This is a genomic window from Vibrio marinisediminis (assembly GCF_014050145.1).
In the GTDB taxonomy this organism is placed as follows: Bacteria; Pseudomonadota; Gammaproteobacteria; order Enterobacterales; family Vibrionaceae; genus Vibrio; species Vibrio marinisediminis.
Window position 1 is genome coordinate 301,221 of record NZ_JACFYF010000001.1, and the last position, 26,265, is coordinate 327,485.

Annotated in this window: 29 protein-coding genes; 17 read left to right on the forward strand and 12 right to left on the reverse strand. The window is 41.5% G+C overall.

Features of this window, described 5'->3' with window-relative positions; translation table 11 throughout:
• Positions 1–16: 16 nt before the first annotated feature.
• On the reverse strand, positions 17–436 hold the full coding sequence (rbsD, locus tag H2O73_RS01415; RefSeq protein WP_182105791.1) for a D-ribose pyranase: 420 nt from the start codon (positions 434–436) through the stop codon (positions 17–19).
• Between the two features lie 391 nt (positions 437–827).
• Here rbsD and H2O73_RS01420 point away from each other — a divergent pair, with 391 nt between their 5' ends.
• Together H2O73_RS01420 and H2O73_RS01425 are read left to right on the forward strand one after the other, a co-directional pair.
• On the forward strand, positions 828–968 hold the full coding sequence (locus H2O73_RS01420) for a DUF3012 domain-containing protein (RefSeq protein ID WP_438696035.1): 141 nt from the start codon (positions 828–830) through the stop codon (positions 966–968).
• Between the two features lie 200 nt (positions 969–1,168).
• Positions 1,169–1,717: an MSHA operon transcriptional regulator gene (locus tag H2O73_RS01425; protein WP_182105795.1), complete on the forward strand. Its 549-nt coding sequence runs from the start codon at positions 1,169–1,171 to the stop codon at positions 1,715–1,717.
• A 41-nt stretch (positions 1,718–1,758) separates the two neighbouring features.
• Here the strand turns inward: H2O73_RS01425 and H2O73_RS01430 are convergent, their stop codons facing one another.
• Complete coding sequence (locus H2O73_RS01430) at positions 1,759–2,049, reverse strand: hypothetical protein (protein ID WP_438696036.1); 291 nt, start codon at positions 2,047–2,049, stop codon at positions 1,759–1,761.
• Between the two features lie 172 nt (positions 2,050–2,221).
• Here H2O73_RS01430 and H2O73_RS01435 point away from each other — a divergent pair, with 172 nt between their 5' ends.
• From H2O73_RS01435 to H2O73_RS01445, 3 genes are all read left to right on the forward strand, one after another.
• Positions 2,222–2,758, forward strand: coding sequence for a DUF924 family protein (locus tag H2O73_RS01435; protein WP_182105799.1), 537 nt, complete (start codon positions 2,222–2,224; stop codon positions 2,756–2,758).
• Between the two features lie 162 nt (positions 2,759–2,920).
• Positions 2,921–3,331, forward strand: a complete 411-nt coding sequence (locus H2O73_RS01440) for a VOC family protein (RefSeq protein ID WP_182105803.1) — start codon at positions 2,921–2,923, stop codon at positions 3,329–3,331.
• Positions 3,328–3,576, forward strand: a complete 249-nt coding sequence (locus tag H2O73_RS01445) for a Rho-binding antiterminator (RefSeq protein ID WP_182105805.1) — start codon at positions 3,328–3,330, stop codon at positions 3,574–3,576. The genes H2O73_RS01440 and H2O73_RS01445 overlap by 4 nt, the downstream gene beginning before the upstream one ends.
• A 53-nt stretch (positions 3,577–3,629) precedes the next feature.
• On the opposite strand, the gene H2O73_RS01450 is transcribed toward H2O73_RS01445, so the two are convergent.
• Positions 3,630–4,196 (reverse strand): aldolase/citrate lyase/malate synthase family protein, encoded by a 567-nt coding sequence (locus tag H2O73_RS01450; protein WP_182105807.1) that lies wholly within the window; start codon positions 4,194–4,196, stop codon positions 3,630–3,632.
• A gap of 161 nt (positions 4,197–4,357) precedes the next feature.
• On the opposite strand from H2O73_RS01450, the gene H2O73_RS01455 reads away from it, so the two are divergent.
• The 4 genes from H2O73_RS01455 (at position 4,358) to H2O73_RS01470 (ending at position 9,938) form a co-directional block, all read left to right on the forward strand.
• Complete coding sequence (locus H2O73_RS01455) at positions 4,358–5,866, forward strand: DUF3612 domain-containing protein (RefSeq protein ID WP_182105809.1); 1,509 nt, start codon at positions 4,358–4,360, stop codon at positions 5,864–5,866.
• A 353-nt stretch (positions 5,867–6,219) separates the two neighbouring features.
• Positions 6,220–7,575 carry a TackOD1 domain-containing metal-binding protein gene (locus tag H2O73_RS01460; protein ID WP_182105811.1) on the forward strand — a complete coding sequence of 452 codons (1,356 nt, stop codon included), beginning with the start codon at positions 6,220–6,222 and terminating at the stop codon, positions 7,573–7,575.
• Positions 7,562–8,878, forward strand: a complete 1,317-nt coding sequence (locus H2O73_RS01465) for a glycosyltransferase family 2 protein (RefSeq protein WP_182105813.1) — start codon at positions 7,562–7,564, stop codon at positions 8,876–8,878. The genes H2O73_RS01460 and H2O73_RS01465 overlap by 14 nt, the downstream gene beginning before the upstream one ends.
• Before the next feature lies 1 nt (position 8,879).
• The gene (locus tag H2O73_RS01470; RefSeq protein WP_182105815.1) at positions 8,880–9,938 is read left to right on the forward strand and encodes an HlyD family secretion protein; all 1,059 of its coding nucleotides are present in this window, start codon (positions 8,880–8,882) and stop codon (positions 9,936–9,938) included.
• Positions 9,939–10,258: 320 nt separating this feature from the next.
• Here H2O73_RS01470 and H2O73_RS01475 read toward each other — a convergent pair whose 3' ends face one another.
• Positions 10,259–11,524 (reverse strand): sensor domain-containing diguanylate cyclase, encoded by a 1,266-nt coding sequence (locus tag H2O73_RS01475; RefSeq protein WP_220457435.1) that lies wholly within the window; start codon positions 11,522–11,524, stop codon positions 10,259–10,261.
• 304 nt (positions 11,525–11,828) lie between these two features.
• Between H2O73_RS01475 and H2O73_RS01480 the strand changes: the two genes are divergently transcribed.
• The 3 genes from H2O73_RS01480 (at position 11,829) to H2O73_RS01490 (ending at position 15,105) form a co-directional block, all read left to right on the forward strand.
• The gene (locus tag H2O73_RS01480) at positions 11,829–12,416 is read left to right on the forward strand and encodes an alpha-ketoglutarate-dependent dioxygenase AlkB family protein (protein WP_182105818.1); all 588 of its coding nucleotides are present in this window, start codon (positions 11,829–11,831) and stop codon (positions 12,414–12,416) included.
• A gap of 91 nt (positions 12,417–12,507) precedes the next feature.
• The gene (locus tag H2O73_RS01485; RefSeq protein ID WP_182105819.1) at positions 12,508–13,575 is read left to right on the forward strand and encodes a DUF3541 domain-containing protein; all 1,068 of its coding nucleotides are present in this window, start codon (positions 12,508–12,510) and stop codon (positions 13,573–13,575) included.
• Between the two features lie 315 nt (positions 13,576–13,890).
• Positions 13,891–15,105, forward strand: coding sequence for a GGDEF domain-containing protein (locus H2O73_RS01490; RefSeq protein ID WP_182105820.1), 1,215 nt, complete (start codon positions 13,891–13,893; stop codon positions 15,103–15,105).
• On the opposite strand, the gene H2O73_RS01495 is transcribed toward H2O73_RS01490, so the two are convergent.
• Both H2O73_RS01495 and ppnP read right to left on the reverse strand, forming a co-directional pair.
• Positions 15,037–15,333: a hypothetical protein gene (locus tag H2O73_RS01495; RefSeq protein WP_182105821.1), complete on the reverse strand. Its 297-nt coding sequence runs from the start codon at positions 15,331–15,333 to the stop codon at positions 15,037–15,039. The two genes, H2O73_RS01490 and H2O73_RS01495, sit on opposite strands and share 69 nt — an antisense overlap.
• 304 nt (positions 15,334–15,637) lie before the next feature.
• Positions 15,638–15,916, reverse strand: coding sequence for a pyrimidine/purine nucleoside phosphorylase (gene ppnP / locus H2O73_RS01500; RefSeq protein ID WP_182105822.1), 279 nt, complete (start codon positions 15,914–15,916; stop codon positions 15,638–15,640).
• A 175-nt stretch (positions 15,917–16,091) separates the two neighbouring features.
• Here ppnP and H2O73_RS01505 point away from each other — a divergent pair, with 175 nt between their 5' ends.
• The 3 genes from H2O73_RS01505 (at position 16,092) to H2O73_RS01515 (ending at position 19,230) form a co-directional block, all read left to right on the forward strand.
• Positions 16,092–17,405 carry an ABC1 kinase family protein gene (locus H2O73_RS01505; RefSeq protein ID WP_182105823.1) on the forward strand — a complete coding sequence of 438 codons (1,314 nt, stop codon included), beginning with the start codon at positions 16,092–16,094 and terminating at the stop codon, positions 17,403–17,405.
• A 223-nt stretch (positions 17,406–17,628) separates the two neighbouring features.
• Complete coding sequence (locus tag H2O73_RS01510) at positions 17,629–18,015, forward strand: DUF2850 domain-containing protein (RefSeq protein WP_246335810.1); 387 nt, start codon at positions 17,629–17,631, stop codon at positions 18,013–18,015.
• 117 nt (positions 18,016–18,132) lie between these two features.
• Positions 18,133–19,230 (forward strand): mechanosensitive ion channel family protein, encoded by a 1,098-nt coding sequence (locus H2O73_RS01515; protein ID WP_182105825.1) that lies wholly within the window; start codon positions 18,133–18,135, stop codon positions 19,228–19,230.
• Between the two features lie 44 nt (positions 19,231–19,274).
• Here H2O73_RS01515 and H2O73_RS01520 read toward each other — a convergent pair whose 3' ends face one another.
• Positions 19,275–19,808, reverse strand: a complete 534-nt coding sequence (locus H2O73_RS01520) for a porin family protein (RefSeq protein WP_182105826.1) — start codon at positions 19,806–19,808, stop codon at positions 19,275–19,277.
• 291 nt (positions 19,809–20,099) lie between these two features.
• On the opposite strand from H2O73_RS01520, the gene H2O73_RS01525 reads away from it, so the two are divergent.
• Positions 20,100–20,708, forward strand: a complete 609-nt coding sequence (locus H2O73_RS01525; protein ID WP_182105827.1) for a TetR/AcrR family transcriptional regulator — start codon at positions 20,100–20,102, stop codon at positions 20,706–20,708.
• A gap of 122 nt (positions 20,709–20,830) precedes the next feature.
• On the opposite strand, the gene H2O73_RS01530 is transcribed toward H2O73_RS01525, so the two are convergent.
• The 5 genes from H2O73_RS01530 to H2O73_RS01550 all read right to left on the reverse strand — a co-directional run bounded on the left by H2O73_RS01530 (position 20,831) and on the right by H2O73_RS01550 (position 24,817).
• Positions 20,831–21,253, reverse strand: a complete 423-nt coding sequence (locus H2O73_RS01530; RefSeq protein WP_182105828.1) for a VOC family protein — start codon at positions 21,251–21,253, stop codon at positions 20,831–20,833.
• Positions 21,254–21,268: 15 nt separating this feature from the next.
• Positions 21,269–21,784, reverse strand: a complete 516-nt coding sequence (locus H2O73_RS01535) for a GNAT family N-acetyltransferase (RefSeq protein WP_182105829.1) — start codon at positions 21,782–21,784, stop codon at positions 21,269–21,271.
• A 51-nt stretch (positions 21,785–21,835) separates the two neighbouring features.
• Positions 21,836–22,417 (reverse strand): NAD(P)H-dependent oxidoreductase, encoded by a 582-nt coding sequence (locus H2O73_RS01540; RefSeq protein WP_182105830.1) that lies wholly within the window; start codon positions 22,415–22,417, stop codon positions 21,836–21,838.
• Between the two features lie 99 nt (positions 22,418–22,516).
• Positions 22,517–22,735 carry a VF530 family protein gene (locus tag H2O73_RS01545; protein WP_182105832.1) on the reverse strand — a complete coding sequence of 73 codons (219 nt, stop codon included), beginning with the start codon at positions 22,733–22,735 and terminating at the stop codon, positions 22,517–22,519.
• Positions 22,736–22,909: 174 nt separating this feature from the next.
• Positions 22,910–24,817: a bifunctional metallophosphatase/5'-nucleotidase gene (locus tag H2O73_RS01550; RefSeq protein ID WP_182105834.1), complete on the reverse strand. Its 1,908-nt coding sequence runs from the start codon at positions 24,815–24,817 to the stop codon at positions 22,910–22,912.
• Between the two features lie 421 nt (positions 24,818–25,238).
• Here H2O73_RS01550 and H2O73_RS01555 point away from each other — a divergent pair, with 421 nt between their 5' ends.
• The gene (locus tag H2O73_RS01555) at positions 25,239–26,201 is read left to right on the forward strand and encodes an integron integrase (RefSeq protein WP_182105836.1); all 963 of its coding nucleotides are present in this window, start codon (positions 25,239–25,241) and stop codon (positions 26,199–26,201) included.
• Positions 26,202–26,265 lie beyond the last annotated feature (64 nt).

Genomic DNA, 26,265 nt, shown 5'->3' on the forward strand with positions numbered 1-26,265 from the left:
ACTCGGTATGGCTAAACTAAAACACCACACCCGCTTGAAAAATCACGTTGGCATAAGGCGTACATTCGCCCGTTCGCACTACGGCTTTGCTTTGATGAGTTCTTTGTTTGAAATCTTCATGGCAAACATAACTAATATTGAAGCGCTTACCGCAGCGGCTCTGTTCTAGTTCAAGTTCGGTCAATAGCGCTTGATGAAGTTCTGGACTAACTTGAGCAAATTCTTCCGCCATCACCACGCCTTCGATTTGAGATTCAGTTAAGATCACCCGCACAGTGTCAATAAAGCTCGGAACACCATGAGTTAAGGCAAGGTCAATGCGAGTGACATGATCCGGAATAGGTAATCCGGCATCGCAAATCGTTATTTCATCTGTGTGACCAAGCGTGGACACTAAATACGCAATTTCAGAGTTTAATAGGGTACTTTTTTTCATTTCTTCGACCTTCAATCACACGTCTTTCTGGCACTGAATTTTTGTTATCAAGTTTCAATGAATGTTGTCAAACAACTCATCGAAACGTTTCGATGACACTATAGATCAGATTTATTTCAGGTCACTCACCTTAGCGACAATGTGTGATTATGATCGAAATTGAGTAGATAAAAACCGCATTAGCGTGATACTGATCACCTTAATAAGAGCTATTAGTGTCATTAAGGTCACTTAAAGGCTGGGGGATTACGCAATATCCTATTTTACAAGCCACGGCTTAAGCCAGTATTAGAATTTACAAATAAAAACAACAATTTGACGAAACCCTATAAAAAAACGCTATAATTTCGCTAGTGAACATAACAAGGAAAAGAATGTGAAAAAATTACTCATTGCTTTGGGTTTGAGCCTATTTGTTGTTGGTTGCACCGAAGTCGGTAGCGAAGAATGGTGTGAAGATATGAAGCAAAAAGCCAAAGGTGATTGGACAGCGAATGAAGCGACTGATTTTGCCAAGCATTGCATTTTCTAGCTTGAGGCTTGCCTTACATGAGGGTTAGGATTATCCTCTTACACAAGACGCCAAACGCCTAGCTAAGCCGCAGATATATCTTAATACATATTTTTACTCGCGGGGTTACGATGCTTGGAATAGAATCTTCAATCCTAATTCTCATTACATCCGCCTTAATGTTATATACATGATAGGCAAACAAATTAGTGTTTTCGCTTATGGACCAAGATAAGTTTACCAATATTTATCGCTTACCAACTGCGTTTCAGATCCGAATTGGGCGGTGGCAACAGACCTTCAATGGAACATCTGACATTGTGCTGCATAATGCTATTGATGTGCGAAACAAGCAGTTTAAGCGACCGGAATTTTTACCCACTGGTTGGCATATTAAGCCATTCAAGTTAGATGATATTTCTATCACCAATCATGGCAAATATATCCAAACCGCTATGCGCACGATGATCGATCGCAAGGTATCCTATAAGCGAGTATATCTGTCACGTGTTGAGCTTGAAAAAGCAGAACCTGCATTATACGCGTATAAACTTGAGTGGATTAAAAAGCACAATCGAGTGGCAAACAAATACAACCAAATTAAGAAAAAGCAATTTATGCGCTTTGCTTATGAGGAAGTCGAAACTATTTATCCATCAATTCCAAAAGGTCAGTTTGATCGTCAGCTTTGGAATAAATTGGTGCTATCCGAGCTAGGACACGCCAATAAGTTTGATAACCCGTATTTCGTCAAAAAAGCTTGTTTCTAGATGCGTAAAAGGGAGCCATGGCTCCCTTTCTATATTCAATTCTATGCGGGTGTAGTCAGCAAATTATTTCGCGCTAACCCTTTACGTACACTGCTGCACATCTTGCCAAAACGGCGAATTTCATCAAACTGCGGGGTAATGCCACGCGCCATAGCGCTTTGCCAATAACTCAGCTCGCCATCCACCATTTCCAATAGCTTCTTCGGACAACCAATACAACTTCCTTTTGTACTACAGATAAATGTTTCAGGTTCATAAAGCGGTAGTTCTGCCAATACCTGCTCAATGAGATCTTTCATCGCAGTCATGCGGTCGGGTTTCTTATTTGTCATCATCTATTTGTCTTTATCTAGAACGAGTGCAGCTAGGATTAGCACACAATTTCCGTGCGACGAATTATAGGGACTGCGGTCAAGAATTCAACATTAGTTCTACTTATGACGGCGAGTTGGGCTATATTGAGCGAAATAACAAACTCTATTAATAGTTGGATTAGGAGGGAGAATGCGACGCGATGTACTCAATTTTTGGTTCAATGAACTACAGAGCAAAGACTGGTTTGTGGCAAACCCCGACATTGATGCTGTTATCCGAACTCGCTTTGGAGAACTTCTTCAGCAGGCTTCTCAAGCTGAGCTATATAGTTGGCGTGATACAGCTAAAGGACGTTTAGCCGAGATCATCGTGCTAGACCAATTCTCTCGCAATGTCTACCGCAATACCCCGCAAGCATTTAGCCAAGACCCGCTCGCGCTGGCACTGGCTCAAGAAGCGGTACGATTAGAATTAGACAAACAACTTACTCCACAAGAACGTAGTTTTTTGTATATGCCCTATATGCACAGCGAATCAGCGCTAATCCACGAGCAAGCACTTGAGTTATTTAACCAACCAGGATTAGAAAACAACTACGATTTTGAGTTAAAGCATAAAGTCATTATTGACCAGTTTGGGCGCTATCCGCACCGTAACGCTATCTTAAATCGTACAAATACGCCTGAAGAAGAAGCCTTTTTGTTGCAGCCTGGTTCTGGTTTTTAGTGAGCACATTCTTTTCTGGCTTTGCCTTGAGCCTATCACCATTTCTTTCCCCGCCTTTCGCCACGCAAGATCATGGAAAATACTGGAAGCGGTGATAGGGATGGTAATGCTGATGTTGGCGATTATGCTTATAGTCTAATCGTTACAAAATTGAGGTAAGCAATGATTCGTATTAATGGGTTAGATCATATCGTGCTAAGAGCACACTGCCTCGATAATATGCTCTATTTTTATCGCGATCTACTGGGTTGCCAAATCGAGCGAAGCTTGCCACAACTGGGACTAACTCAACTTAGAGCCGGTGAAGCACTGATTGATATTGTCACCATCAACAGCGAGTTGGGGCAACTAGGCGGCGCTCCCCCAACCCAGGATGGACGTAATGTCGATCATTTCTGTTTGCAAATTGATCCAATAGAAGAAGAAGTATTAATCGCGATCTTGGAGCAATTAAACATCACCCACTCCGGATTTGCCGAGCGCTATGGGGCGCAAGGATTTGGACGATCAATTTACTTAAGTGATCCCGAAGGCAATATTGTGGAACTAAAGCCCAACAAGGAGATGAAATGATTTCATGCAGTCAATATGATTATTTAGAGATAGCGTGTTTATACCACTTTCCAATAATCATAACGTTAATCGATGGCGGTGTTATTGAAGGAAAGGCCTTAGACACTGGCTATAATGATAGCCGCCAAGAGTGCCTACTCGTTGAAACCACAATGGGTGAAAAATGGCTCAGTACCGACCAATTAAAAAGCATCGAAGTCACCATCTCGAATCCACATTTTAGTTTTGTCGAATTTACGCAGTAAAAATCCAGCCGCAGCTGGATTCTCTCTATCGCCATACTAACAAAAGATTGCTATTAAATGGTGTAACAACAGTCTAGGCGGTAATCATCACCATTTTTAGCGGTATACTCTTTATCTTCCGTACAAGCGTTAGGCTTACCTTTTTTGTCACCTTTCACTAAGCTAATCCAGTGACGCATTGCAGAGCTCGCATCCGCTTGTGGGAATGTGGTGCAGGTTTCCATTTGAATATCATCAATCTCAATGTATTCAACACTACCTGTTCCTTTTTGACGACCAAAGATCACTTCCATATGGCTACCGTTTCCATCTCTAAATAGAATCGAATGCGGTTGCTCTTTTTCAGCAGTAAAGGCAACAAAGTGCTTTGGATGCTTCAAGCCACTGTGTGAGCCATCTTTGAAAAATGCTAAAACATGACGTAAGTCGATTACGTATTCCGTTACATCACTGTGCGACCCGTTTTCCAGAGGAAATAAACGGTCAAGAAGTTGCTTAGACTTCATCTGCTTCTCTTGTGCTTGCTCTGCTTTAATCGCTTCCACGGCAAAGACAGCACTTGCAATAACTGAAGTCGAATTTGTTTGGATTTCATTGTTTTCGAACGTTTGCATATTCATAGTCTTTCCCTCGCGTAAATCGCACAATTTTCTGATCCTTGGCAGTTCATGTAATTTGCAATTCAATTTAATGACAAATTTGTGAACTTGCTTACTAGGTAGATTAGCGAATTTTTGACTACAATTTCACAACAAAAATTTTACAATGTGAATTTTACAAAATGCAACTGTCAAAAAGCTTAATTCGTCAGTCCCATTTTTTAGGGACCAAGATAAGAAACCTGAGAAAACGCAACCACTTAACCATGGAAGATCTCTCTGCGCGTTGTATTCGCGTTAACCCAGAGTATGCACCTTCCGTTTCTTACCTTTCGATGATCGAAAGAGGAAAACGGGTGCCGAGTATTGATATGCTCGAGGTGATTGCTGAAGTTTTCCAAAAAGATCCTGCTTGGTTCTTAGATGATGCCCCTACTCAAGAAGCCATTACCCCAGATAAAGGCAACCGTGGTGGTATTAGCGGTATGGCACTAGAGCCGAGCTTCCTATTTTCTAAAGATATATTGCAAATCGCCATCCCGGAAATGTTGTCACAAACTGGCATCACTGGTCGTCAGTTTGCCCATCTACTTATTCGTGCCCATCAGGAGAGCCATCAAAACCATTTCCCTGATTTAGAACGTGCCGCTGAAGAAGTCGGATTAAAAAGGCTCAATCTTTCAACACAGGACTTAATGGATATCGCGCGTAGCATGGGGCTGACTATTCGTTGGATCTCTCGTGCACCGCAAGATGTGGTTGATGAGTTGGGCGTAAGTGCAAAGCAAGTGGTTACTTCATTTTTCGAGCCACCGGGAAGCATTTATCTTAACGAGATCCTACGAGATTACCCTACTCGCTTGAAGTACGATCTAGCGGTGTACATTGGGCACTGCGTTCTGCACAGCAAAGAGGGGCTCAAAAGCGTGTTATCGGTAGGACACGCGAATAGCTGGGAAGAACAAACAGATCGAAACAGCAATACAGAGCTGAACTCACAACATATATTACAAGCATGGCGCGACTTTGAATCCAGCTTTTTTGCTGGCGCCTTACTCTGCCCTAAGGTCCCTTTTAGGCAGTTACTCGACCGTAATGGCTATGAAATTGATGTACACAAAAAGGCGGGGGTTTCGCCTTCTGTAGCCATGCGCAGAATGACCGTTGTTTCCCCTTACCCACATTGGCACTACTTTGATGCTTATGGGCAAAACAAGCTCAAAGCCGTTTATCGTGGCAATGGTATCCCACTCCCTTGGGGTAATATGCGCAAGGTTAACGACCCATGCCAGCATTGGGCGGTTTTCCGCAAGTTATCAGAACCACAAAATGGTAGCTCGGCACAAATTTCAATCCTGCATGTTGGCGATGAACCAAGGATCTATTGTTGTGAATCGATGAATATGACCGACCCTGCTGGTAATAACCGCGTACTTTGCGCAGGCATCGATCTCAACCCGGCTATTGATGCACAAGGTGGCCATGCCCTTTCGATTGCAGAAGAGTTAAAAGCTCTATGCGTGGCGAACGGAGGAAGTGCCTCGATTCCGAACCATATTAAACGAGAGTTCACCACTATCGCCAAGATACTCAATATCAATTGGGTTGAAAGAGGGCTCGATTCTGATGCTCGCGTCATCTGCTCAAGAGGCGCGGTCTGCCCAAGACAGCCAAGTTGTTATAGCGACTAATTGCCTCTCCCATGCTGGCTATTGTTCTCTTTTAGTCAGTATGGAGTTTCAATTTTTTACTCACCAATACACTGCATAATTGGCAGTGCCAATATGAGCTTTGCTTCCGCCACTTTAATGCCCTTCCGACGTATAAATCTTCGCTTGCATCGCCTATAGATAATCCAATTTTAATTCAGATAGATAATAAAAATCTCACCTTTTCTAACGTACATGGGCTGCATCAAATCGAGCTTTGTTAATTCAATGGGAAGTATACGTTTCCCTTATAACGACTAATATTTAAAGGTCTACGACGTAAATTCGATACGTTGAGCAGAGTAAGCGATTTTGTCATTGTAAGAGTGATTGTCATGTCAGACATAAATTACAAGTATTATTGGCTTGGCGAAAAGTGGACCGACTCCATACTAGAAAATGTGGTTTATGTTCAAAGCATCGATGATATCCCAACCGAACTAGGTGGAATGATCTGCTTAAATTTTGTCGATAACCAAAAAATTGAAGAGTCATTAAAAGCCTTCTATAAACAAACCAACCGATGGTCGTGGTGTGTGTTTGTTACTAAAGAAACACCTTATTCTCAATGTGTTACAGATGGCATATTCAATGAACAACAATCCTTAGACACTTGGTATAACGTTCAAAACCACATACAAATCATGTTGCGACATGACTCGTTAGACCCGCTAATTGGTTGGCTAGGGGTCAATCGCCAGCGTAGATTAAAGGCACTAAAAAGCCTCGAATCAATGTCTATCTATTCCTACCCAATTATTGAAGTTCTCCTCCCAGAACTGTACTCAACTTATCGTTATGTCCTTTCAGAACAAAGCCGTGGCATCATTGAAGCGGAAAAGCTAATCGATAGAATTCGTGTTTGTTCCCATTGCAACAGTGGACACCTAAACTACGTCGAGGTATGCCCTTATTGCAGCAGCATTGATATAGATTCACAAAGCTCATTACACTGTTTCACTTGTGGTCATGTAGGCGATCAGCAAAGCTTTCAACGACGTGGAAAAATTGAATGTCCTAAATGCTTAACACAATTACGCCATATTGGTGTGGATTATGACCGCCCATTAGAAAACCACATTTGCAATAGCTGTTCGAGTCTATTTGTTGAAGCCGCTACCACTAGCCAGTGTTTGAGCTGCGACGAGAAAATAAAAGTTGAAGAGCTAGCCGTTCGCAAAATATTTCAATTCAAACTCGGTGAAGTTGGCGAGTATGTTTACCAACATGGTAAATCTATTCAAGCACCAGAACTCTCAATAAAAGGCAAAGTTGACATCGGTTTTTTCCAGAATTTAATCGCATGGCTTAATAAAGTGGCATTGCGCCATGGCGAGCAACACTTACTTTTAGGTTTACATCTCCCCTCTTTAGATGAATACGGAAAGCAATATGGTGACAGCAAGCTATTCTCACTTATGGATCAACTCACACTACGTTTGAGCAGTATGTTTAGAGACACCGATATTTGTTGTCAGTACAAACAAGATGTCTTATTAGTCCTAATGCCCAACACCACACATTCTAGCTTGTCCGTATTGCAGCAAAAACTATCTGAATTAAGTGACCTTATCGAAGATGACGAGTTTGAACTCAGTGTCTTCTCATGGAATCTACCGGACCCCGCAATTGAAGACAGCATTACGCTTTGGTTAGAAGCATTAGTGGATGAAACATATGCTGCAAGATAGTCTCATTTTACTTGATTATTTTCGCGGAATGCTGCTTCACAATGAAGAGCTATGGCTACTGCTATTCCCTATTATGATTGCTATCGAACTGCCACTCTATTTGCTGGTGATCACTGGCATTTTACGCTGGTCGTACGATCAAGAAGAGGCTCCTCTTACTCACTTTCCCTCAATAAGCTTCATTATCACTTGCTATGGCGAAGGCGACGCCATTGGCATCACCATTGATTCACTGGCGGAACAAGTTTACCCCGGTTATATAGAAATTCTCACTGTGGTTGATGGTGCCGTGCAAAACCGAGATACCTATCAAGCAGCGCTGAACGGTAAGAAGCGGCATCTAGGCACCCGAAACCGCAAAGTCCGCGTGCTACCGAAATGGCAACGTGGAGGACGGGTATCGACGCTCAATGCCGGCCTTTCTGTGGCAATTGGCGACATTGTTATCAATGTTGATGGTGATACCTCATTTGATAATGACATGGCATTAACCATGATGACGCAATTTGCATGTGAGAACGTGATTGCAAGTGGCGGCGCCCTGCGCGTAAGAAACCACAATAAAAATATACTAACTAAAATGCAGTCATTGGAATACATGCTTTCCATGCAGGCTGGCAAGACTGGAATGGCAAGTTGGGGTGTATTGAACAACATATCTGGCGCTTTTGGAGCTTTTAGAAAAAACCTGCTAAGACAAGTTGGAGGGTGGGATACCCACACTGCTGAAGACCTCGATTTAACCATGCGTCTAAAGCAATATAAGCGGCGTTACCCAAATCATAAATTGGCATTTTCGACGCACTCGATCGGTCATACCGATGTGCCAGATACTTTTAAAGATCTCATTATGCAGCGATTACGTTGGGATGGTGACTTGCTGTTCCTTTTTTTGCGAAAGCACAATGAAGGACTCACGCCATCACTACTCGGCTGGGGAAATTTCCTATTTACCTTAGCATATGGGATTATTCAGAATGTGTTACTGCCCCTACTGGTGGTCATTTTCACTGTGTATATGATCGTCGCCTATCCGCTTAATTTTGTATTTGCACTAATGCTGCTTCTATATGCAATGTACTTAGTCCTCTCAATACTGCTGTTTATTATTTACATCACCTTAGTCTCTGAACGTCAAAAAGAAGATTTGAAGTTTACAGGGTGGTTATTGCTGTACCCGATTTACCAGTTTTTGATGCGCTTAATCACCGCATTTTCAATGGTGAACGAGGTATTTAGGCGAAGCCATGAAGAGTCCAGTATGGCGCCTTGGTGGGTATTGAAACGAGGTAAGAAGTTCTAGTATGAAAGTTAACTTTCACTTAGACAAACACAACAAACCACAATCTGAAAGTGGTATGAAAGTCATGTACGGGCAAGCAAAGCGTAGTGGTTACCGCCTGCGCTGGTATTTAATTTTAGGCATAGTGATCAGCCCGCTACTGTTTATAGCGTACTACATATTTTATAACCAAGTTTTAGTCACCGCTCCCGGCATAGTCACCTCTTATCCTTTAACTATTACCGCTCCACAATCCGCTTTCGTCGAAGATCTAAACGTAAAAGTCGGGTTCGAGATTGACGAAGGGCAGGTGTTACTATTACTCAAAGATAAATCGCTGAATAAAGAAGTCGATTTTCTTCACGTTGAATTAGAAAAACTCTCCACAAATACCGTGCAAAGTATCGATGTTTTGTATCAGACCGCTATTCAAAACACGAAAAAGAGTCTAGAGAAAGTAGAGCAAATTCAGAACAAATATGACCAATTCCGTAAAAAAGGACAAGTTTCTGAAGTTGACTATGCCGCTATTGTAAACGCAACTAATGCATTGAATAGTCAACTTAGCAGCCAAGAGATAGCCTATGTGAATGCTCAGCGCGAGAGAGAACTGCGCAATTTAGCAGGACCAGAAGCACAACAACATCGCGCTTTAACACAAGAGCTGATAGTTAAGCGTGCGCAACAAGAAAACCTTGTCTTTAGCGCACCGTTCAATGGGCGTGTTTTAGATATCCATGTTCATCAAGGGCAACGCGTTACAGAAAATACACCGTTATTGACCGTAGCCAAAAATATCACTCCTGAAATTACCGCATTCCTCAACCCAAAGCATCTCAAATACAGCCAACTCGGCAGCAAAGCTAAAATTATTTTTCCGGATGGGAAAACATTCTTAGCCACCGTCTCTAAGCCAGTTGAAGTGGTAAACAAATTGCCTCAAGAACTGCAAAGCCCATTTGAAGGACAACCCGCTTTCTTAAAAGTAATCTTGAGCTTTGATACCCAGTTAGAGAAGACTTTTTGGATAGAAGGAATGGAAGTGGAAGTACGTTTTAGTTTGTTACAGAGTGCGCCTTAGCTTCTGGTTAGCAGTTCACTATTCGCCTGATTACTCCGGCTAAAACACGCATAAAAAAAGCCAATCACAACAAATATGATTGGCTATATATGAATGTGAACAAATAGTAGGTTCACTAACAACGTCAGTTGGCTAGGTGACCCTCGGCTTAATAAGGGTCATTTATTAAATAGCATGATGCGTGCCAACTTTGAGAAACAGCAATTCAGCCCAAACTTGACCAATTATCCAGCAGTTTCAGCAAAACAGAGTGCATAGAGTAATTGCAAAATGCGAAACTGATACCAAAATGCACATTTTTCATTTTGCATATTGCAAATTTACGGTTTCTTGTGTGATTTTTCTTGATACATCTGCGCATCGGCTGCTCTCAGAATATCCTCAACTGAATTCATCTCTTGATCGTAAATGGCACAGCCAATGCTGGCTTGTAATCTGATCTGTTTCGAATCGTACTCGATAGGTTCGTTACAGAGGTTGTTTAATATCGATGCTACAATGACTTGAGTGTTCTTTTGTTCCATTATTCTTGGTAATAACACCAGAAACTCGTCCCCGCCAACTCTTGCAACAACATCTGACGCTCGAATCGCTTCCTGTATCCTTATCCCTACCGTTTTCAGGACTTTATCTCCCGCATCATGACCGTAGCTGTCATTGATCTCTTTAAACTTATCCAAATCAATATTAAGCAAAGCAAATCGCTCTTTAGAAAGCGATCGTTTAGCAATCGAAAACTGATGCTTAAGGGTAAACATAAAATAGCGTCGATTCGGTAACCCCGTAAGCTCATCATGCAACGAAAGTGTTCGCGCTTTGTGATAAAGCCTATACACAGCGAAAAAGGCAATAGATACCATAAATAATGCGCTGTAACCGATGAGCCGAGGGCTATTGAGCTGATACCAATTGGCATTACTCAAGAAACCATGTTCCGTCGCTGCTGCCAATAACCAGTTACCATGAGGAAAGTGTACAAATTCTGTCGTGAATGCATTTTCAAATGTCTGCTGAAGACCATAAATCAGTGAGTCTTGTACGTCGGTACTTTCTATCGCAAGTATCGCCACATCATACTCATTGGCAAGTTGAAATACGCCAGCCTCATTCAGTAAACCATCCAAGTCAATGATCACACTGCATGCCCCCCAGTAACGATGATTAAAAGGTGGGTCAACGTAAATAGGCACTGTTGCGATCAGACCTAAATTACCATTAGATAAACGGATAGGGTCTGGATTCAACGCCTGCTTCAACGAATGTGGTCGGTGCCTGGGTCGATTAATATCCTCTGTTCGATCCAAGTCACCAATAAAATGTTGGTTACCTTCGGTTGGATACACATTGCGAACAACATCATCAGGAGCAAGAAGAATGGCTTCTATGTGAGAGCTCCGCTGAATAATATTGGCAGCAATCCGTTTCCATTGCTGTTGTGTCACCTCAGGGTTGCTCGCAATAATAACCGGTAAGCTATTGACCAAGTAGATATCAGAAATAATCAATGACTCTAATTGTGAGCGAATGATCGACAACTCTTCTCGAGCACTCTCTTTTTCATTCTGAATAACATATTGATGTTGCATGTTATTTATATATTCAATGCACGCGCTCGCAACAACGATAAGAGCAATAAAGTACAACGTAAGCGAACCGTGCCAGCTACGTTTGAACCTCATATGCTCCCCCGCAAATATGAGAAAAAAGTAAACTCACTTAAGAGACAGGTGATCTAACGCCACCGTTTGCCAGATAACACTTAAGCAATTAATGTTTACATTTAATCTTAGTAATATATTTATCATTTTTTCAAAATATAATGATAACGGTAGGAAAAATCGTCGCTCACACGTAAATTAATAAGCAACCAGACTATTATCGAGGTTCTACATGGTCGCTTTCCCTCAATGGCAAAATATCGAGCATGGCAAAGTGCTTTATTTGGAAGGTTTTCTTTCTCAACAGGAGGCAGACAAACTCTACCACTTTATGTATAACAAAATGCCGTGGCGTCAGGAGTCCATAGTCTTATTTGGACGCGACGTTCTTCAACCAAGATTACAAGCTTGGTTTAGTGAACATGCCTATCAATACTCAGGTTTGTTACTACAGCCCAACCCCATGCCTCAACCCATCTCTGCCTTAAAAACTAAATGCGAGCAAATCTGCGGACAAACATTTAATAGTGTTTTGTTAAACCTCTACCGAGATGGCCAGGACTACATGGGCTGGCATCAAGATAATGAAAAAGAACTAGGGCATAGCCCCATCATTGCTTCAATTAGCCTTGGTGCTGAAAGAAAATTCACGCTAAAGCACAAAGACAATAAGCAAAAACTCGATTATAAACTCAGCCACGGCAGCCTATTTGTCATGGCGGGTGAAATACAGCATTACTGGAAACATGCACTGCCAAAAACGAAGTTGGTTAGTGAGCCTCGAGTTAACCTCACATTCCGCTATATTAAAGGTAACTAAGATAAGTTTGCTATCTCTGACAAATTACTCACATTGATATGTGTGATGTTTGCTAATGTTCAATACTCACACTCATTGCTAGGATTGACTGATGCGTCGTAAATTATTCTCCCTCATACTTGGTCTTACCCTTTCACATTACGTTTTTGCCGATACAGCAACTGCCTACCAAGAATCAGCGGATTTAATTAAGCAAACCTATGAACAAAAACTGTTTACGTTGCCCGCTTTTAAGGAAGGTCATTACGGCTTAAGAATGTACCGTCAAACGCTTGATGAAAAATACACAGCCGCAATTTGGAGTGACCTAGCTCGTGTAGCGAGCCGCCTTAACTATTTTGCCGCTGAAGTGAATACACCTGAAAGCATTTATGTCTATTCTGAAGAGCGTCTAGCTGGCTATATAGGTGACGATGATGAGCGCAGCATTCGTCGCTTTAATGCCACCAAGCATATGCCTGAGTATCTTTATTTGGGCATCGATTTACTGGGTTCAATGGCTCGTGCTAACGAATACGGTCTGAAGCATAAACAAGATGAAAAATTGCGCCAAGTGATCCGCCGCCATGACTTCGCTCGCTATGCTACCGATACCGAGATGATCCGAGCATGGGCGGCGCAATTAGCTAACCAAGTCTATTGGTTACGCCAGCTAGGTGAACAAGATGTGGTTGAGCCCTTCATTGAGAGTTTCCGTAATACCTACCCAGACTCAATAGACAAAAAGCTTTCACCACAGCAATACGGCAACAAACTCTACGGTATGACTCATATCATATTTGCCGATTCGCAATACTACCAACGCCAAGTTAATGAGAAAGAGCACCAGTGGATTTATGACTACTTTCGCACCCACATTGACCAGATTATCTTAAGAGCAAAGGAAGATGTTATCGCTGAAGTGGGAATTTCCTTCCTATTAGCTGGCCTAGAAAATGAACCTGTGGTTGAAAAAACACGCAAGGCTATTAACAAAGCGATTAATAAGCAACACGGCATGGTGCCATCGAACACCGGGGACTTTGATTTCTCTAAAGGAGAACATCGCAATGTACTTGCTATAATGCTGCTAGATTGGCAACAGGTCAATTTGGCTCCGACCTTAAAGAATCAGCCGGACGTTTTCTCTCGTCTACCATACGGTCTAGTACCGAAATAACGAAGTAAGCCCACAGCCAAAGACTGTAAGCCCTCTGAAAGAGGGCTTTCGCATACGAAGCTTCATGCCTATGACTTAGGCGCTTTGAGGTCTTTAAGCTAAAAATGTCGCAGATCATCATTTAGTAATTAATACTATCTCACCCGTTTAAATGAGATATAAACACGAGCAATTCCCCTTTTTCTATTACTCTAGTTCATAAGATTCATGCATTTAATTGATGAATGTCACGCTAATTTATTATTAGTTTTAACTCATAAAAAAAATATTCTCCTAGACTTATCTTTGCAGTATGAACATAAGGGCACATAAGGCATGGGGAATTTTGTCGGGAGTCATCTAGAAGAAATGGCAGATATACGTGCGACACGTAAGTGTAAGCTCGTTCGTCTTTGCTCTATCATTTCTTTCGTCGTACTACTTGCTTATGGACTAACCCATTTCCTTGACCAAGAGTACACGCGAGCAAGTATCAATGTTATCTGCTGCATTATTGTGGGTTTAAACTTTTGGCAACTGACACGAAATGAAGGTTTGCAATATACGGATATTATGTTGACTGGTGTTTTAATGTTTCAGGGACTTGTTCTTCTGTTCTACAGCGGACAATATCCAGAGCGCTTAGTATGGCTATTTCCGTTAATGATCTCAGTCATTATTATTAATGAATTTAAAGTGGGCCTAATATGTAGCCTAACATTTTGTTTTCTACTCCTTACCACCAGCCTATTTTTGCAAACCAGTTATGTTATAAGTGATCTGCAATCAGGGTTTATACTGAGTATTTTTGCCAGCTGTGTTATTTGTAATACCGCGTCTTTTTACTATTCAAAACTGCTCAATTATATCCAATCTTTATATAAAGAAGGGATTGAAGATCTCGCCTACTTGGATCAATTAACAGGGCTTGCGAATCGATGGAGCTTTGAGAATTGGGCGAAACAAAAACTCACCGAAGTCACCAATCTATCCACCACGACTGCACTCATTTTCCTCGATATTGATGATTTTAAAGAAATCAATGATACCTATGGCCATGCAGTTGGCGACCGCGTATTACAAAATTTCTCTCGTCGACTAAAAAATAATATTCGAACTCGAGACAGAAAAAGTAACCATCACGATTATTCCATCGCTCGATTTGCTGGTGATGAATTTGTGATTTTGCTTTATGACGTACGCAGTAAGAAAGATCTCGATGGGATCTTACATAGAATTTGCCACTTATTCCAAGATAGCTATACCGGCTCAAATCGCGTAGGGAGTTTAACTATCAGTGTTGGTGTTGCACTCTACCCACAAGATGCGACCAATCTAAGTGAGTTAACCCGTTGTGCCGATAAAGCAATGTATGCAGCAAAACATTCTGGAAAAAACCAATATCAATATTACCAAAATGATCTTTTGTACTCACTGGAAGAAATGCCGAGTAAGCACAATGTGCATGATATAAAACGAGCATCAGCCAGTCATATACATAAGCCAAAGAAGGAAGACCAGCGCGACAGAGAGCCACACGGCATATCTTAATGACTTCACCTCTTTATCATTTTTAGCTTTAACCACTGGCTTGAGAGCATTACGTTTGGCGCTCTCAATTAAATCAGGAGAATAGAGTTTTTGTTGGCGTTCCCGCTGTTCTCGATCACGCTCAGCTCGATTGGCAACATTGCCGAAACGGCGTAGTTGATCAGGAGTGAAGTCCTGGCTTGGGTCATAACGTGCATTTGAGTCAGTTTTTCTTGATCCTACAGCCATATCAACCTCCCCATATAAGTGATTACCAATAATCTCAGTATAGTCAAAAGGTTGATAAATATTAGACGAATATTTCGAAGCAAAACATCGCTTTTCTTGAATAATGTCGTCGGGGTAGGTGTAGATTTACGTGCAATAAGCGTAACTATGAAGCGGTTCACTAATATGGCGAGAGAACAAAAGGGTTACAAGATATTTTATAACCGATGTTGGTTAGATTTCACTGCAATCTGACTTATCGCAATCAGTGACGATTGGCGATAAATATTTGGTTATCGCCGCGCTCAAAGCGCGGCTTTTCTTTTTACAAATACTCACATAAGTAAGCAGTCGCTACTTCCACTTTCAATTGGAAAGAAGAATCACCAGTCACGTTGAAAGACTCGCCATCACGAAAAGTAGTCCAATCCGCTTCGCCGTCTCTCTTAATCGTTAAGGCACCTTTAATTACAGACATTTTCTCAGGAGCTGCCGTACCAAACGTGTACTCGCCTGGAGACATAACACCCACACTCGATTCATCACTGAGCTGCGTAAAAGACAGTGACTGTACATTTCCTTCGAAGTAAACATTGTGCTTCATTTTTCTTCCTTGTTTTACTGAACAACATTTGTCGGTTTAACGTAAAAAACCATAACATGTAATCTTGTATATCAAAACTTGCACTACAACAAGCATTAACTTAGGGTTCAATATTCAACCAATTAACTGTTCAAGCTCATAACTAGGATCTCTAAAGCCAACTTGATAGCGAACTATGTCTGATAACGAATCGAAAATCCCAACCAACCGACTGTCTCGAATCGGTCAGTTTGCCTCACTCGCAACCCGAATCGGCGGAAACGTCGTTGCGGAAGGAACAAAGCAATGGCTCCAAGGTCAACGCCCTCAAACCAAAGATCTCCTACTGACACCAGCCAACATTAAGCGCGTTGCTGATCAGCTCGCCCATTTACGGGGCGCAGCAATGAAAGTTGGTCAGATGCTGTCGATGGACAGCGGTGACTTACTCTCACCGGAATTGACAGAAATACTTGCTCGGCTGCGTTCTGATGCAAACCCAATGCTGGCGAAGCAGTTGAACGGCGTACTTGAGCAAGGGTTAGGAAATGATTGGAAGCAGCACTTTCTTTCATTTAACTTCAAACCCGTGGCAAGTGCATCCATTGGACAAGTACATCAGGCTTATACCGATGATGGTGATAATGTCGCTGTAAAAGTACAATATCCGGGAATTCGAGACAGTATCGACAGTGATGTAAACAACGTAGCAACCTTGCTAAACATTGTTGGTGTCATTCCAAAAGATATCGATATCAAAGGGTTGCTTAACGAAGCTAAGAAGCAACTGCATGCCGAAGCCAACTATCAACTAGAATGCCAGTATCTCAATCGCTACAAAGCGCACCTCAGTAACCATACTCAATTTATTGTGCCTAATGTCTACCCTCATTTAAGTAGCCAATCTGTACTGACAATGGAGTTTGTCGAAGGGGACAATATCGAAAACTTGGTTAATGCACCGCAAGCACTAAGAGATCAAGTCATGCATGACTTACTTGAGCTTTTGTTCGCCGAGTTATTTGAGTTTCAGTTGGTTCAGACAGATCCCAATTTTGCCAACTATCTATACAACCACCAGCAAAATAAAATCGTGCTACTCGACTTTGGTGCGACTAGAGAATACAGCGATAGGATCAGCTTGGGTTATCGACATGCCTTTCGAGCTGCAATGATAAATGACCATGAAGCCCTTGAAGATGCCCTTACCCAAATTGGCTTTTTTAGCCAAACGATAGTTGAAAGCCAAAAGCTTGCCATTCTCGACTTAGTGTCACTGGCATGCGAGCCAATGCGCCACCAAGGTTGCTATGATTTTGGGCAATCGGATCTAGCCAACAAAGTTCGCCAAAAAGGGGCAGCACTGAGCCTACAAGAAAATTATTGGCATACGCCTCCAATTGATGCCATCTTTCTGCATAGAAAAATCGGTGGACTATACCTTTTAGCAGCTAGGCTTAAAGCTAGGATCGACATCCAAAGTTTGGTTGTTCCCTATCTCAACTTGTGATTTCAGTTTGCGCTGAAGATCAAACTTATATAGATCAAGATTGCTTTCAAAGACAATCTCTTACAAGATTTTCACCTCAGAGACAGTGTTCTATCCATACGCGGTAAGAGTGGAGTAAGTAGTTGTGACCATGTACTCATTTAATAAACAGTCCACAAGTCGAAAGAGTCACATTCACTTCTCCTTTCTTCACCTTGTTTTTCTGTGCTGTGTGAGCGCAGTTTTGGGGGCATTTTCAATTCTGATCTATTCAAGCTACCAACAGTATATCGCACCGAATAATGTCTATGGACGCTGGCTAGAGGTTGGCACCGCTTCTTACAACCGTTCTTCAATTGAATTCAATCAAAATGGTGTTTTTCGTAATCAGCGAATGGTCGCAACGCAGTTTGAATTTGATGGCCAACAAATCCATGTTGAAACAGGATCTGGCATCTCCATCTATCAATTAACACGGGCTAAGGACACACCTCAATTAAAGCGAATCCAACCCAATAGCCCAACTCAACGTTTTGTAAAGCAAGGTTACGAGCACTTAATTGACATGGAAGCTGTTGGTATCGCAAAACAGCGCCGAGCTGCACTCGCTAACCACTTCAATGAAAAGTAACCTCGACGCTAAATACTCCCTCAATCTAAGTGTTTTCGCATTGTTATTGAATGTATATACTCATGTAGCAAATTGCTTAAGTGACCACACTTATCATCTCACTTTAGAACTCTAACAATGAATGAACTAAAATCTCTTCTCCCTAATAGTTGGGAGTCTTTTTATCAACAACTCGATTCCAATGTGCTGCTTCTCACCGCTATCAGCTTAGTCGCTTGGCTTGTTTGGCGTGTAGTTTACGGTCGTCTCGAAGTGTTAGTTGCTCGTACTGCTATTCACTGGGATAACTTAACCCTTCATGCATTGAAAACACCAATTAGCACACTTATTTGGTGTTGGCCAGCTACCATTTCTCTTGGCTTCTTACTTCAGCAGCAGATGGGCACTAAATTAGATTGGTTAAGCACAGTCAAACTCATTTTGGTTATTGCCATATTTATCTGGTTTACGATGCGACTGATCAATAATGTTGAAGAGTATGTGTTGCAACAAAAAAAACGTGACGAAACAACTGTCCAAGCGGTAGCCAAAGTTGCACGACTGTTTTTCCTCACCATTGGTGCGCTGACCATAATGCAGGCATTTGGGCTAAGCCTTTCAGGCTTACTGACGTTTGGTGGCGTCGGTGGACTGATTGTCGGTTTGGCGGCGAAAGATCTGCTTTCCAATTTCTTTGGTGGCATGATGATCTACTTTGATCGTCCGTTTAAAGTTGGCGACTGGATTCGCTCTCCCGATCGTCAAATTGAAGGTACCGTCGAACGTATTGGGTGGCGAATGACCATCATAAGAACCTTCGATAAACGCCCTTTATATGTTCCAAACTCAGTATTTAGCAATATTGTTGTTGAAAACCCATCACGTATGCTCAATCGCCGCATCTATGAAACCGTTGGATTACGCTATGAAGACGGCGCTAAAGTAGAACAAATCGCACAGCAAATTAGAGACATGTTGGAACATCACGCTGATATCGATGCTAAGCAAACACTCATTGTTAACTTGAATGGCTTTGGGCCGTCTTCTTTAAATTTGATGGTTTACACCTTTACCAAAACGGTCAATTGGATTCGCTACCAAGAAGTGAAACAAGATGTGCTGTTAAAAATCATGACCATCGTGAGTGAAAATGGCGCTGATATCGCCTTCCCTACTCAAACCATAAAAATCGATCCCACAAGTGCGGGAGAGATTCCAATTCTTGCTCATCAATAGACAACAAAGCCTTCCCTTGGAAGGCTTTGTTTTTTTACCCTATATTAAAACTGATAGCCAACTGTAAAGGCTAGTTGAGTCATATCATAAGAAAGCACAGCATCCTCAACTTCAAATAAGTCATAACTCAAATCAAGATACACATTGACGCTCGACGTATAGCGAGCCCCAATTCCATAATAGAACTGACTTGATGAAAAGCGACTTCCTCCTAGCAAGTTTGACTCTTCACTATAGCCAGAAAAGCCTAATGTCACATATGGTTTGAATACACCAATTGGACTCTCAACAGGGTAGCCTAAATCAAAACCACCTTTAACGGTACTACCTTCATAGCTAACATTAGTCGAGCCAATATCCCCTTCATTCTGTTCGTAACTTAGCTTAATACCAACGTAAGGGTTAACATCATAACCTAGCTCTACTTTGAATCCTGTACCGTAATCATCAGAATTTGAAAGTACTTCTATATCGGTTTCAGAGTACCCAACTCCTAAGCGAAAAGCATTTGATTCACTCGCTACAACTGGTGCGCTCACTGCGGTAATAATAGCGAGCAATAAAATATTACGTCTCATACTTCCTCCATATAGTATGAGGGAAGGCTATCAATCCAACATATACACATCAATGCATATTAATGCTTTAGTTTATTTTGTATGAGTGACTACAACTAAAGTCCAGCCAAATCTACAAGCTTTACATTGCAACATATGGTAAAGGTTAATTTCCTTGTAGAGCAGTATGTTGTGTATGCTCATTTTTATGACCTATTCGCTATCTTAAAAAGTAAACGATGGTGTATACTTTAGTAACCTGACAATAAATAGTAAACACAGTCGTTTACTTTTAAATAGTGAAACCGAGCAATGGTAAAGATCAGCGATATAAAACAAGAAGATATTATCAACTCTGCCATTCTAGTTTTTTCTCAAAAAGGCTTTGAACAAGCGAGTATGGAAGGTATTTCGAAGCAAGCTGGGGTTTCTAAACGCACCCTATACAAATACTATCCAAATAAAGAGTCTCTATTTGAGGTTATTGTAGACAAACTCCTCTGCCGGTTTGATGAGCACACCACACCAAAATTTGAACCGTCGGTGCCTATAGTGGACCAACTAACAGAGCTTACGCTTAAACAGCTTTGCTATATCAATACTGAGGATTTTCAGGTAACTGCTCGCATGGTGATGGGAGAGTGTATTCGCAGCCAAAATGCCTCTAAAATGCTGATGAGTAAATTTGGTGCCATCGAAGACAGTTACGGATTGCATAATTGGATTAGACAGGGAATAGAAGCAAACTATCTTGAAGTGGATAATATTTCTTTAACTGTCGAACAATATATTGGCAGTATCAAAGCCGTAGTCTTTTGGCCTCAACTTCTGGCGCACCAAACACCACCGAGCTGCGATGAAGTAAAAATTGCGGTAGAGCAAGCGGTTAAAGGATTTGTTGCGACTTACGCTGTTAATTAATTATGTGTACATCTATGGGTCGCTGCTGCTGATAACTAACCCAAACAGGAAATTCACATCGCTGTGAATACAATACAACCAAAACAACGAAACATTGGTTGTTATTGTATTCCTATTTCCTCTCACCTATTGCGTAACGCAATAGGGTGATCTGGGTTAAGCTGCAGCAAATCCCAAAGGTTGCCGTATAAATCTTCAAAGACAGCCACAGTGCCATAGTCCGCTTCAACTGGCTCTCTAACAAAATGGATACCAATTGAAAGCATGCGTTGGTAGTCTCTCCAGAAATCATCTGTATTTAAAAATAGAAATACACGCCCGCCAGTTTGATTACCGATAAAATCATGTTGCTGTGGCTTCGAGGCTTTAGCAAGAAGCAATGCCACACCACTAGAGCCTGGCGGCGCAATGACTACCCATCGTTTATCTTGCTCTGCTTGATATGTATCTTCTAGTAAATCAAATTTCAGCTTATTCACATAAAAATCTAAAGCTTCATCATAATCACGTACAACCAAAGCAATATGGACTATAGACTGTTTCATTGCTGACTCACTTGTTTATGGCGATGAATTATATTGGTAAACGAAATCAGAATAGTTCTTTCCATTAATCTCGAATGCCTCAGGCACAATGTTAATTAACTTGAAACCACACTTGACTAATACGCGTTCAGAGGCGGCATTCCCTTCGGTAACAACCGCTTTGAATTGGTGGATACTGTGCTCGGAAATCGCCCATTTAAGCAACGCATTAAGCGACTCTGTAGCATATTGATTGCCGTAATATTGCGGCAAAAATAGATAACCGACTTGTGCAATATCGTCCTCATATAAGAACCCTGTGATTCCAACGGGAAGATTGTTCGCTTTATTGATGACCACAAGACAAAGCCACGAACTGACGTCTTTAGTCCAATGGTTTAAGCGTGCCTGAAACTTCGCTTGAATCTCCTCAATTGAAGGAGGATCGAAACAGAGTGACGTCACCTCAAGGTCGGTATGTAAGTTGTAGAAAAGTTGCCAATGCTGTTCTGTCATCGGTACTAACTTCAGCCTAGCGGTTGTGATTTCCATTTCCTAACCACTCCACTATTTCCAACGTTGCACGTAGCAAATTAAATCCATTTAAAACTCCGCTTTAATCTTATTAATGAAGTTCTCAACTCTTTCTCTTGTTACATTTTCACTCTTATATAACGACAACATCTTAAATTTGCATCGCTTTGTGCAAGCGCCGAGTAGTGCTATTTTTAATACTCTATTTACTGGCTTCCAAAGAATAAAAGTATCGACCCACCACGGCGAGCCTAAAGTGGTGATCACTTTTACTTCTTTTAAATTATCGAGTCGTGGTTGAATAGCACCAAGATCAGAAGCATGATCGTAAGCATGACCAGGCGCCCAGACTCGATCAAACCAGCCTTTTAATATGGCAGGAAAGCCGAACCACCAAGTTGGAAACACCAAAACTAAAGACTCTGCTTGTTTGAGCTCTGTGATGCGCTGCGCTACCTGGTTTTGATCAAACTGATCAGCATAATAACTCTGCCTCTCAGATTGGCTTAAGCTTGCTTCAAACTCTTGTTGATACAAGTCAAGCAAAGTGACCTCATACCCTTTCGCTTCAAGATGCTTTACGGTTTCATTACATAGGTGATGACAGAGGCTCTTGGGAACCGGATGCGCTACTACCACCAAGCATTTCATAAATCGTCCTTAATTTTCTATGCTGTTTATTAATTCAACATAGTGCCTAAAGATTCAAGTCAACTCAACAGTAATGTAGCGCCCGTTTCACTAAGATTTTTAGGAAAAGGTATTGATATATAACGCTTCTACCTTATCGCGTGCCCACTGTGTTTTACGTAAGAACTTAAGTGACGACTTAATTGAAGGGTCATTTGTAAAACAGTTAACTCTGATTTCATTATGTAAACCTACCCAGCCATAGTGTTCGACCAAACGTGTCACTATTTTCTCTAGAGAAAGACCATGAAGCGGGTTATTGGGTTGATCTTGTTTCATGAAACTCATATTCCTAATGCAAATCAGTGGTGAATTCGTCGCTCGGTGCGACTCTTAATCAAGCATTTTAACAAGGTCCACAACGTTTACCTAACTAAACAAGCTTATGTTGATTCTAGATGTAAAAAAGCCTAGCGGTTGCTAGGCTTAAGTTGGTTTAGCTCAAGACTAAAATTACTTATTTAACGCATCTATCAGAATCAACTCACGTTGTAAGTCAATGCTTTCTGCTTCGTTAGCTTTGGTGAGTTTCTCTTTTCTCAGTGAAATTGCACTTTGCATCGCCTTCTCACTATCAAATAACAAACCTTGTACGTTTATAGAAGCAATATTGGTATAACGACCATCATCACTCATCGGCACATCAATCTCACCAGCATTAATCAGGCTCTTTACAATGTCACGCTGCACGGCATAACTGTCATCCATACCCGCCAATTTCCAGCGCTGCATTGCTTTACCTTGGTAGACGCCTTGCTTCTCTTCCGTTAGATATTTGATGGTCAAGTTACGAATAGTACCGGCATCTTCGCCATACTCCACTTCAGTATCGAACAGAACAGGGAAATCACGCCCTTCTAACACTCCACCTTTTTTGGTTAAATGCCCCATGCGGTAGCTATTCATACCAAGACGAATATTGCTTTCATCTGTTATCTTAATCCCGTCAGCAAACTGAAGATCCGTAATACGCTCACCTTTTGGCTTGGTCAAATCAATGGTATAAGTCACACCAGAGAAGAAGTCATTCGTTGAGTATTTAGATGCGCGGCGGATAGGGTCAAAACTGTAAGTAACATCACCTGGCTCTACTGAGTTAAAGTAGGCTGCCGACCACTCCATATACGTTTTCAGTTCTTTACCCGTCATTTGATAAACAGTGATTTCACCGCCAGCGTATTGATAGTTATAAGCGATATCTTTTGCTTTAATCGGTCCGACATCCAACTCGGCATTGTCATTATCAATCTGCAAAGCAATCACATTTGCCTTAGGAGCATAAAAGAAGCTGGCTTCTTGGAATAGAGCGCTGATGCCGGTATCTTGAATATGAACTTGTGGGATGCCTCGGATTTCATTTTCTGGCACTAAGTCGATCCCTTTCAGTTCCGCAACTGCACGATTTGCCATTTCACGCAAACGTTTATGATACGGCTGATACAACTTATCCATCTCTAGATCAGATTCTATCCCTTTAATCTTATAGGTATAGCTGTCCTTATTAACAAGACTGAATTTGCCATCACGCTCTTCAAACTGAAGGTCAACACGAGACAATGCTCTACCGTACTTATCAGGTTCGGTAATAATCACGCCATTGACCACGGCTTTATCGATACGGGTATGCATGTGCCCAGCAACAATAGCATCTAGCTCTGGGTTTGCATTGGCAATATCACGTACCCCTGTGTTTGCAATATCGTTTTCATTATCTAAACCCATGTGAGCAACTAAAACGATAGCATCCACTTTATCGTCAATTTGCTTAATGATCTTTTTCACTTCCAGTGACGGGTTAGTAAAAGTCACACCATTTAAGCGATTCGTCCCTTCAGCAAAAACTTGGGTCATCGGCGTATCCATACCAATCACACCGACTTTGATACCGTCGCGCTCAATAATGGTATAACCCGGTAAAAATGGATTACCATCAGCACGTTTGATGTTGCCACCAAGAGATTGTCCTTTAAATTGGCTCAAAGAACGATCAAGTACACCTAAACCAAAATCAAATTCATGGTTACCAAGTACCCAGACATCGTATTTCATTTGGTTGAAACCCAGCATCATCGGATCTACGGGTTCTTCTTTAAATGTCTCAACAAAATTGCCTTGAATGGTATCTCCCGCATCAACCAAAATAATGTTTGGTTGCTCTTGGCGAATATCCGCAACCTTTGTCGCAATTTGGCTTAAGCTACCACGCATATTGAGCTTATCCGCAGCGTAGTCCCATGCCATAAAGTGACCATGCAGATCAGAGGTACCAAGAATGGTAACCTGATGCATATCACCATCAGCAGCAAAGGTCGGAAAAGCTAGGGAAAGTAGGATAGCGCTAGATAAGAGATTTTTTTTCATTGTTGCTCTTCGTCTGGTTATAAATAGATCATGCGCATACTATTGAACATCACAACGATCTAACGTGATCCTTATCGAATATCCCTTCTTTTTAATGCATTGATTTCAGTATAAATGCGATATAGATCTAGTTAAATACAAATTAAGTCTCTACTTTCTGTCAGATTATTCCCAACTAGCCACTAAATTTAACTTCAGGAGCAGAATATCAATCTGCAAATTAAAGGGATTTCATAGACGAGCAATTTCGATTTCTTGCCATTAGTTGCCACTGCTACCATATGTCACAAATATAGATGAAACCCTACTCTTCTCAGTATGAAGTTTTGCCTACCAACTTGGGTTTCACACGGACTAAGATCGACAATTTGTAGAACTGACTTACTCTTTACTCATGTATATATAACCAGTACAAATAAACATGAAAAGTCAATTCTTACTCAGTTTCAAAGAGTATATGCAGCAAAGATACTACGCGAAGAAAACGATTGAGTCTTACATGATTTGGGTATCACGCTATATACGACACCACGATATGCAGCACCCCATTAAGCTCGGCACAGCCGATATAGAACGCTTTCTCACCCACTTAGCTGTCGAACATCGAGTCGCAGTGAAAACGCAAGCGCTCGCGCTCAATGCCATATTATTTATGTATCGTGATTACCTTCAGGTGAAAGTGGAGCCTGATATGCGATTTCAGAAGTCTCTTAAGCATGCCAAATTACCGTTAGTATTAACTAAAACGGAAATGCGCCACTTTGTTGACCATATTGATCCCCGCTATAAACTCCAATCGATGCTGCTATATGGTTCGGGGTTGAGGCTGATGGAATGCATCAGATTACGGATACAAGATATCGATTTTGACTACGGAGCAATCAGGGTTTGGCAAGGTAAAGGTGGGAAAAATCGAACTGTAACGCTGGCAAAGGAACTACACCCGTTAATTCGTGAGCAGATCTCATTAACTCATCGCTATTATCAAAAGGACATGCAAACCAAAGGTTACGGCGGAGTTTATATTCCTCAATCAAGAACAGCAAAATACCCAAACGCGCAGTATGAGTTTCGCTGGCACTTCTTGTTTCCTTCACATCGTTTGAGCAAAGATGCGGAATCTGAGTTGTTGAAACGTCATCATATGGCAGAGACAGTAATTCAACGTTCAGTCAAGAGAACAGCAAAAGAGGCGGGAATAGAAAAGAATGTCACTTGTCATACCTTGCGACATAGCTTTGCAACGCATTTACTCGAATCAGGAGCTGATATTCGAACCGTACAAGAGCAACTCGGCCACAGTGATGTAAGAACCACTCAAATCTATACGCACGTCATAGACCGAGGGGCTAGTGGTGTTTTAAGCCCACTATCAAGCTTGTAAATACCTACGGATATTGATTTATTGCAGATAAGAAAAAAGGAGAGCCTAAGCTCTCCTTTCATTT